This is a genomic window from Salipiger marinus, assembly GCF_035481585.1.
Lineage (GTDB): Bacteria > Pseudomonadota > Alphaproteobacteria > Rhodobacterales > Rhodobacteraceae > Salipiger > Salipiger marinus.
This window is the reverse complement of record NZ_JAYKSL010000035.1, coordinates 25,229-32,461: the sequence shown is the minus strand read 5'-3', so window position 1 is coordinate 32,461 and position 7,233 is coordinate 25,229. Positions and strand designations below refer to the sequence as shown.

At 62.1% G+C, this 7,233-nt stretch carries 8 protein-coding genes; 6 read left to right on the top strand and 2 right to left on the bottom strand.

Annotated features, from left to right (window positions below; genetic code table 11):
* The first annotated feature begins 159 nt into the window (after positions 1-159).
* Both VK682_RS25470 and VK682_RS25465 read left to right on the top strand, forming a co-directional pair.
* The gene (locus VK682_RS25470; RefSeq protein WP_324782828.1) at positions 160-2,505 is read left to right on the top strand and encodes a hypothetical protein; all 2,346 of its coding nucleotides are present in this window, start codon (positions 160-162) and stop codon (positions 2,503-2,505) included.
* A gap of 3 nt (positions 2,506-2,508) precedes the next feature.
* Positions 2,509-3,342 (top strand): hypothetical protein, encoded by an 834-nt coding sequence (locus VK682_RS25465; RefSeq protein ID WP_230797502.1) that lies wholly within the window; start codon positions 2,509-2,511, stop codon positions 3,340-3,342.
* A 1,603-nt stretch (positions 3,343-4,945) separates the two neighbouring features.
* Here VK682_RS25465 and VK682_RS25460 read toward each other — a convergent pair.
* Together VK682_RS25460 and VK682_RS25455 are read right to left on the bottom strand one after the other, a co-directional pair.
* Entirely contained in the window at positions 4,946-5,554 is a 609-nt protein-coding gene (locus VK682_RS25460) for a hypothetical protein (protein WP_324782827.1), read from the bottom strand.
* 17 nt (positions 5,555-5,571) lie between these two features.
* Positions 5,572-5,997 (bottom strand): helix-turn-helix domain-containing protein, encoded by a 426-nt coding sequence (locus tag VK682_RS25455; protein WP_324782826.1) that lies wholly within the window; start codon positions 5,995-5,997, stop codon positions 5,572-5,574.
* Positions 5,998-6,121: 124 nt separating this feature from the next.
* On the opposite strand from VK682_RS25455, the gene VK682_RS25450 reads away from it, so the two are divergent.
* The 4 genes from VK682_RS25450 (at position 6,122) to VK682_RS25435 (ending at position 7,194) form a co-directional block, all read left to right on the top strand.
* Positions 6,122-6,388, top strand: coding sequence for a hypothetical protein (locus VK682_RS25450; protein ID WP_324782825.1), 267 nt, complete (start codon positions 6,122-6,124; stop codon positions 6,386-6,388).
* Positions 6,388-6,672: a hypothetical protein gene (locus VK682_RS25445; RefSeq protein WP_324782824.1), complete on the top strand. Its 285-nt coding sequence runs from the start codon at positions 6,388-6,390 to the stop codon at positions 6,670-6,672. The genes VK682_RS25450 and VK682_RS25445 overlap by 1 nt, the downstream gene beginning before the upstream one ends.
* Positions 6,673-6,757: 85 nt before the next feature.
* Positions 6,758-7,060, top strand: coding sequence for a hypothetical protein (locus VK682_RS25440; protein ID WP_324782823.1), 303 nt, complete (start codon positions 6,758-6,760; stop codon positions 7,058-7,060).
* Positions 7,057-7,194 (top strand): hypothetical protein, encoded by a 138-nt coding sequence (locus VK682_RS25435; protein WP_324782822.1) that lies wholly within the window; start codon positions 7,057-7,059, stop codon positions 7,192-7,194. The genes VK682_RS25440 and VK682_RS25435 overlap by 4 nt, the downstream gene beginning before the upstream one ends.
* Positions 7,195-7,233: the final 39 nt, after the last annotated feature.

Genomic DNA, 7,233 nt, shown 5'->3' with positions numbered 1-7,233 from the left:
ATTTCGACGGCGCGGTGACCGCAGCGCTCCTTTATCTGCGCACCCCCGCCTGCGCCCCCGCAGGCCCGGTCGAATACCGCCTCGCGCCCCGCAATGTTGACAATGTTTCCGGCCCCACCGCCGGGCCACTCTCCACTCTTATCTTCTGAGGATAAGCCCATGCCCGACAACGGCGTCAGAACCATCGACCTTACCAACCTCGCCAGCGCCGAGGACCTGCTGGCGCATGACGGCGGCACGCTGGGGATGCTGCCGCTCGCCAGCCTCAGCACCCGGCTCGCCGCCTCTGGCGCGCTGGCCGACCGGTTCACGGCCGTCGAAACCGCCACCTCTTATGCCAGCCTGCTGCGCCCGAGCTGGGCGGCGCTGGCCGAGCTCGCCCCCAGCGGCATTGGCCAGCGCGCCGAAGTGGCCGACAGCGACACCGGCAGCCACACCGATCCGCAGAGCAGCGAGACCGTCGACAATGCCGGGCAATACACCGCCTTCGGCACCGGGGTCGGCGACTGGACCTGGCTGCAGCCCACCGGGCTTTCGGGCAAGCTCACCTCTGCCGCCAACCTGAGCGACGTGGCCGATCCGGATGTGGCGCGCGGCAATCTTGGCGCGCCGTCGCAGGGCGAGGTGGCGGCAGCAGCAGCAACGGCGCAGGCGGCGGCCATCACGGCGACGGGGGTGGATGCACGGACCGCAGGCGTGCTGGGTGGGGATGGCGAGACCATCCTTGTGCCGGCGGATGCGGCGCTGGCGGGCATCGAGGAGCTGGCCTTCGCGCTGTCGGATGGCGCGGGCAATCTTGGGCTGGGGCTGTCGCCGCAGGGCGAGGTGATCCTGCGCCAGCTGCTGACGCTGGGGTCACTGCGCGGCAAGGGCTACGAGGTCATCGGTGAGGAGACCTCGCACGCCTTCGCACTGGCCGATGGCAGTGACCGGGTCGGCTTTGCCGTGACCACGCGCGGCGAGCTTCTGGTCGGGGGTGGCGCGCAGATTGGCGGCAAGGCTGCGGACTGGGACTTCGCGGTGATCGATGCGAATGACCATGTCGGGTTCGGTTTCAAGGATGGCACCTTCCACTTTCCGGGGATTGGGGCAGAGACCTGGGCCGATCTGGATCTGCGGAACAAGGCGTGGTCGCAGGCCATGATCCAGAGAGCGCCGATGGTGCAGCTGGCCACGGCCACCTACAACACGCTGATGAACTACGGGCAGAGCTTGGGAGAGGGGAACGAGACCTGGCCGAGCCTGTCCAAGACGCCGCAGCCCGGCGCGCTGATGGTGGGCGACAACGTCGATAACCTGACCGCCGCCTCCTATACCGCCATGGGCACCGCGCAGTTCAACCCTCTGGTGGCCAATACCCACGACGGGACCGCCAACCTCAGCGGCGCAGAGGAGGCCGCTCTGACGCCGGGGGATCAGGTGAATGGCGAGCCGCCGGTGATCGGGTTGACCAACGGCCTGAAGCTCTGGCTCAATCGGCGCGGCCTGAGCGAGAACGATGGCCGCAATCTGGTGGCCATGTCCTCGGCGCAGGCGGGGCGCACCATCGCGCAGCTTTCCAAGGTCAACACGCAGGATGGGCTGGACCGCTGGGGCGGCATGCTTGACGGCATCCAGCTGGCCAAGGATCTGGCGGACGCGCTGTCAGAGACCTGTGTCTGCCCGATCATGACCTGGCTGCAGGGCGAGTGGGATTACACCACGTCAAATGGCTCGACCAATGCCACGCGGGCGCTGTATGCCGCCGCCCTGCACACGCTCTTTGACGACGCCAACACCGACATCATGGCGATCACCGGGCAGGCGCTGCCGCCGCTGAAGCTGGTCTATCAGACCGGCGCCTCCTACACCCGCGATGTGGACGCCAATGGCGATCCCGATCTGCATGTGGGCATGGCGCAGCTTGAGGTGGTGCTGGCGCGGGATGATGCGGTGATGGTGGGGCCGATCTATCCCTATACCGACAAGGGCGCGCATCTGGACGCCAATGGCGCGCGCTGGTTCGGATGCCAGATGGCCAAGGTGGCGGCAAAGGTGATGGCCGGGCAGGCCTTCCAGCCGGTGCGCCCGCTGCAGGTCACCGCCAGCGGCACGGCGATCACGGTAAGCTATCATGTGCCGGTGCCGCCGCTGCGCTTCGCCTCGCCCCGGGTCGTGCTGGCCGCCGCCACCTATGCCGACCGGGGCTTCCGCGTGACCTCGGCGGACGGGCTGACCACCTATCCGATCACCTCCGTGGAAATTGTGGCGGACACGGTGATCCGCATCGTCACCACGACGCCGCCGCCTGCGGATGCTCTGCTCTGGTATGCCGACAAGACCGTTCATAATGGCAACGGGATGGTGTTCGACAGCGATCCGACCCTGGCGCCGGAGCTCTACGACTATGTCCCCGAGCGGGGCATGTATGCCGGGGCCAATATCCCCGAGCTCGTGGGCAAGCGCTACCCGCTGCACAACCCCTCGATCGCCTTTGTCCTTCCTCTCTCTTATTCGGAGTTCTGAGCCATGCTTATCAAGCTGCCCAATGCCGACTTCTCCGCCGCCGGTCTTGGCACGGTCACGCGCCTCGTCTCGGGGATGCCTGTCGCGGACCTCGTAGGTCTGTGGCTCTTCGAAGATGGCGATCCCGATGATGAGATCACCTCGGTCGCAGATGCCTCTGGCAACGGCAACACCGCCACGCTCAAGGCTGGCTGGTCTGCGGGGATCAAGCGGTCCTACGGGGTCGAAACCCCCAACAATGACGGCATGGTCTACGAGACCTCGCTGCCGATCAATCCGGCGGGCCGGGAGATGACGGTCTTCGTCGCCGGGATGAACACGCTGCCCGGCAACTCGGCGGGCGACTACAATAACTGGATCGGCCTCAGCAACTCGACCGACATGGAGACGCCCGGTGCGACGCACCCGAATGACCATGCCGTTGTTCTCAACTATGACGGCTCTGATGCCGTGGGGCACTGGCAGCTCTTCGACAACGGCTCGACGATCATGGGCCAGACCACTGTCGGGGCTACCGGTCCTGATACATATAATGAGGCCGGTGTCGCGGGCATCGAGATCGACGGCGCGGCGGGAACCGTAAAACTCTATCAACTCGGGCACGCGACCGCGACACGCACGGATGCCGGAATTTCCAGCCACTACGATGGCGCAACGGATCGGGGCACCATGTCCTTCGGTCCGTGGTCGCATGGCGTGAGCCGCAGCCCCAACCCCTCTATCGCACAGACCTATGCCATCGCCGCCTACCTGCGCAGCTTCACCGAGGCCGAGGCGCAGGCGCACATGACCTACCTGCGCGACCGCGTCGCCCTGCGTGGCGTGACCTTCGGGTGAGGATGGCCGGGCTCAGGGAGTAGGGGGAGCCCGGCGCGCGGGCGAGCGAATCACCCGCCCCGCGTGACCATCAGGTTGAAGGGCTGTTGAACCGGCCGTTCAAGCCNAGGGGGAGCCCGGCGCGCGGGCGAGCGAATCACCCGCCCCGCGTGACCATCAGGTTGAAGGGCTGTTGAACCGGCCGTTCAAGCCGCCCAGCGCAAAAATGCTTTGCTGTAAGTTTGGCTGTAAATCACTGCAAGTTTGGCCGTCACGCTACAGCTGTAGGGTGACACTCATTATTACAGTGAACCCGGAAGAGACCCGAAGAGGTCGGAAGATGCCGGAAGGGCAATAAAGTCAGTGTGTTGCGGGGCCTGTTCCGAACGCGGGGGGCGCGAGGGCTTATTTTACAGTAGAAGCCAAAACGAGGGATTTTAGGCCTGCCTGGCAATTTTGGCGGCGCGAAGTGGGCCGTTGGGTCCGAAAAGGCTAAGCCCTTGTGAAACAGCCTTGAAACACCTCTGCACAGGGCCTTTAGCAGGCGATTTTACCCAAGGTGCAAGCTCCGGAAGTGGGACGGCACCGGCCCACTTAGCTCTCAGCCGTCCCACTTGCCGATTACCCAAATAAAAACAGGCACATGGGGAAACATGCGCCTGTCAGGATGGCCCAGCTAAGTGGGACCTGATTTTGTGCTAGAAAGCTGCGTAGGCGGCGGACCTATTCCACCACTCCGATCGCTGGGCGCAGCCGATCAGCTGGATACCAGTTCTCGAACTCTTCGTGTTGAACCTTCCACATTGCAATCCCGCTCCTGATCCCGCCTCTGAAGACGGGACCGCCGATTATCGTTCCAGGCAACTCGCCTTTGTCGTCCAATAGTTGGACGATGACGCGGCTGCCGAAGGAGTAGCGTGACGGGGGCATTGTGCTGTTCCTCGATTGACCTGTTGCTCGGGACGGAACCCGGTGGACAGAAGGCGATCAGTCCGCAATTCCCGTGGCAGCAGCGGTAACTGCTTGTCGCATCGTTGGGATACGGTTGTTTTCGAACCCCTCCGAGAGGCAATCTCGCCGATCAGACCCTTGAACAAGCTTCCATGTGTCGGGCGGATCATCTGCGAGGTTAAATCCGTTCCGCTTCAGGCCACTCTCAAAGCGGATCGCGTGGACGCTGCAGCCGCACCCCCAACCGTTTGGGGGCAGGAAGTTTTGCCAAAACGAGTGGCTCCAGGCCAGAGCAAGCCCATCTAGACATAGATGAAGCTCAATCTCACACTGGGAGGAACTATAACCCAAATATCTGGGGTTGAACTCGATAAGCTGCGGACGACGTTCTTCTTGGTAAGCAAGAGTATGTCGGTGACGGTAAAGGAACATGCACCGTCTCCGAAAAACAGGAGCTTCTGGATCGCCAAGCAACCCTGTCCAAGAGAACTGTTCAACATGCTGTCGCATGACCTCTAAGTAACGGTCAAAAGACGCAAGGGCTGCCGATGCCGGTTCGGCATGAACAAGTTCGAACGCGGCCCAAGCCTCTTCGGAAATACCATAGGTTGACATGATCATGGCCTATATTGATGCCAAGCTGGGGGAGCCCCTGCCCAACCAGGGTGCGCAGTCATCGCCGTGATTTTCGGCTCGCGACATAGCGATAGGCCTGCTCCAACTCGGGGTTAGATAGCTCGGAAATGCTGGTCACCTTGAACTTCTTCAGGATGTAGGCATCCAGGGCTGCGGCGTCTTCGGGATGTTTTGTGTTCACTTTGATATAGCTGTATCTGCGCCTGCGGTAAGCGTCGCCGTTCTTCACCGGGGCACTTTTCATGCTGTTCAAGCGCCCGAGCCAGCTGTTCAGATAGCCGCGTGCCGTTTCGAAATCTTCGAGAGCGATCAGGTGGTACGAAGTCACCCCGCATGTCTTGTTAACAGCACTCCAGACCGCACCGTGGCTTTTGGGAGACTTCTTCAACCGAGCCTCGGTCGCGACGACGTCGCTGACAATCTGCTTCAGAGTCGCTTTCTGCGCCTCGGTGATGTGGTCGATGCCGGGATGCGCTGCTACGGTAACGCGCGGTGCTCTGCGCCCTTCTTGGCCGATGCTCACATTGCCAAAAGCGATGATGTTGCCGGTGCCACTTTGGACGATCGAGGGGGCTGCGGCTGGTTTCGGAACCGTCTGCTCGAAGAGCCGCGTGATCTTCTTCCTAGGATCGCTGTCATCGGTCATCTGCGCACTCCTTGATGTTATGCAGTCCTTACCAATCGAATAATCTGTGCAGCGGCCTTTTCGCCCTCGGTCTGGAGGAGCTCGTAAGCCGCAGCGACCAGTCCAGCCTTGATATCGGGTGAGGCGACACGCCCAAAGGCGTCGAGCCCCTCCTCCACCGCCTCGATCGAGAGGCGCAAACGGTCCAGGTCTCTCCGGACAGGTTGGTCGCCTCTTCTTGGTAGGGGGCCTGGCAAAATTGGCTGTGAATCATCTAGCAGCCAGTTCAGATCTATGAGTGTCTCTTTGGACAAATGAGATAGAAACTCGTGATCAGCCCTCTGGGAGCCGATCTCGATCTTCTGGATTTTTCCTTCGGCAACGCCGATCAGGTCGCCCAAAGCACGTCGAGAAAGCTTCATTTCCTCTCGGACGTGCCTGATTTTCTCTGAAAAATCAGACATCTATCTCAATCTCTTCACTTTCTATCTAATAGAGCTTGAAAAATCACCTCTATTAGATAGATTGGGCATTGTAACGACACAAGTAAACCCTGCGATGCGAGGCAGTATGACAAAGGCGGATAAGATGTTCCAGCCTGGCACGATTCTTCACGGAGTGATCGTGGGCGCGTTCCGGTCCAATGGGACAAGCTTTGAGGCGTGGTGCAAAGCGAACGGCGTCAACACCAGTGTTGCGCGCAGCGCGACCTACGGGCAGGCCGGTGGAGAGGTTGGCAGCGCGCTGCTGGAACGTATCATTGAAGCGGCGGGCCGCGAGATGGTGGAGATGGGTTACGCCCATCGGATGAAGCGTGAGGCTGATCGCTTTGACCGCGTGCGGAGGGCTGGGTGATGTCCGCATCCATCCCGTCCGAACTGTTCCTGACGGTCGATCGCGACCAGACGAACGGCTTGCCCCGTGTGCGGGTCGCGCCCGAAACCTTCCCCGGCAACGCGCTGCAGGACGTGGCGCTGTACTTCCATGACAAGCGTAGCTGGCGGTCGGCCTGGCGGACGATGCGCGCCATGGTCGAACATGGTTTTCAGGCGATCCCGGCGGAGGTGTTCTTGGGGCCTGACTGCTCCCACGATCTGGCCACTGAACGCCCCGGCGCCACCGTCGCGGAGGCAGAATGATGCTCAGCGGTTGGTGGTTCTTGCCCGCCGCGTTCGTCGGGCTCTGGCTGTGGATTGGCCTGTTCAAGCTGATCGGGGTGCTGTGATGGCGCCGGAGATCATTACCTGTCAGGCGGACGTTGTCCGCCCTCATGCTGAGGCATGCCCTGTTCAGAATATGGCGATCGCTGCCACCACTCACGGATCTTGCGATCGTCATCTCGGCGCCGACACCGGCGCCGAAGCCCCCAAGCCGCGCGTCTATATTTCCTCTCTGCGCGCGGCTTGGGTCGGGCTGAAAGTGGCCGAGCGGCGGTTTTCGGACAGCATCTGGGGTGATGCGCTCGCCACCGCTTGCGTGGTGCTGCTCTCGATTGTGCTGTTCGTTGTCGCGGGGGTGCTGCAGTGACCGAAGCTTTCGACACCATTCTCGCCTTCATCATCCTTGGCATGGCTTTGCGCGTCGGCTGGGGCATTGGCACCGCCATTTTCGACACTGCGCGCGACGTCCGCGAGGCCCGCGCCGATCAGCAGGAGCTGTGATGCAAGCGGCGCGGCACTACTACATGAAAGGGCCACGAC